Origin of the sequence: Nocardia abscessus NBRC 100374 (genome assembly GCF_000308455.1) — a bacterium.
GTDB lineage: Bacteria > Actinomycetota > Actinomycetes > Mycobacteriales > Mycobacteriaceae > Nocardia > Nocardia abscessus.
Genome location: NZ_BAFP01000229.1, coordinates 1 through 1,474, shown reverse-complemented (window position 1 = coordinate 1,474; position 1,474 = coordinate 1). Strand labels below are relative to the sequence as shown.

1 protein-coding gene is annotated in these 1,474 nt (G+C 64.5%); it reads left to right on the top strand.

Annotated elements, in window-relative coordinates:
* The first annotated feature begins 52 nt into the window (after positions 1 to 52).
* Positions 53 to 1,276, top strand: coding sequence for an IS4 family transposase (locus tag ON19_RS30885; RefSeq protein WP_043700819.1), 1,224 nt, complete (start codon positions 53 to 55; stop codon positions 1,274 to 1,276).
* The last annotated feature ends 198 nt before the right edge of the window (positions 1,277 to 1,474 follow it).

Here is a 1,474-nt window from a genome sequence, read left to right as displayed (position 1 = left end):
GTGCAGTGAGAGTTGCTGTGCTGCAAGGGTTTTCCATGTATGGTGCTCGTTCGTGGCGTGGGCGGAGGCGACGGGACGGCTGACCGATCGGATTGGATTGGGGGTGCTGACCCGGGTGGTGCATCGGGATCTGGTCGATGAGGTGCTGGTCGAGACCGGTCGGCTGGAGAAGCGGCGGCGGCTGCTGCCTGCGCGGGTGGTGGTGTATTTCGTGCTGACGATGACATTGTTCTTCGACGACGCCTACGAAGAGGTGATGCGCAAACTCGTCGACGGTCTGCGTTTTCTGCGGTCCTGGGACGAGGACTGGCATGTACCGAGTTCCCCGGCGCTGTGCAAGGCACGTGCCCGTCTGGGCGAAGAGCCTGTGCGGCAGCTGTTTCGGCGGGTGGCGGTGCCGCTGGCCGGTCCGGGAACGCCAGGTGCATGGCTGGCCGGGCGGCGGCTGATGGCGATCGACGGGGTCCAGATGGATATCGCGGACACGATCGACAACGAGGCCGAGTTCGGCCGGGGACGTACCCGTGAGGAGCTGGACGCACCGTATCCGAAGGTGAAGGTCGTCGGGTTGGCCGAGTGCGCCACGCACGCGATCGTCGACGCCGAAATCGGTGCCCTCGACACCGACGAGCGGGAGCTGGCTCGCCCGCTGCTGGACGGGCTGGTTGCGGGGATGCTGGTCATCGCCGACCGCGGGTTCTTCAGCCACGAGTTGTGGCGCGACGCTGCCGCGACCGGCGCGGACCTGTTGTGGAGAACCCAGTCCAAAGTGAACCTTCCTGTAATACAGGAACTTCCGGATGGATCGTATCTGTCCAGGTTGACCAACAGGGCCGAGCGCCAGCGGATCCACCGATCTCGTCTCGCAGGCAAGGACACTCCCCTGGAAGGGATCACGGTGCGGGTGGTCGAGTACGAGATCACCAACCGCGACAATGACCAGCGCGGACCGATCCGGCTGATCACCACCCTCCTCGACCCCGCGACCGTGTCCGCGGCCGAACTGGCTGCCGCTTACCATGCCCGGTGGGAGTTCGAGACCAGTCTGGCCGAGATCGAGACCTCCCAGCGCGGCAGCTACCGAGTGCTGCGCTCGCACAGCCCCGCCATGGTGCGCCAAGAGGTCTGGGGCCTGCTGACCACCCATTACGCCATCCGTGAACTGATGTACTCCGCCGCCGACTTCGAAGGCTGTGACCCGTTACGTTTGTCGTTCATCCGCACTCTCCGCGTTGTCCGGCGGCACGTCACCGGGCAGGCGGGTTTTTCCCCCTGACCGGCAGGCTCAGGCCACCATGACCGCGTTCACCGAGATCGCCGAACGCCCGAACCCGCCACGACGACATCGCAGCTATCCCAGAGTCACCAAACGTGGACGCCACAAATTTCCACGAAAATTCGTGCAGCACAAGAACATCAACCACACCGGGCCAGCCGAGATCCTCCTACACCGACGCATAAGTTAACGGCATTG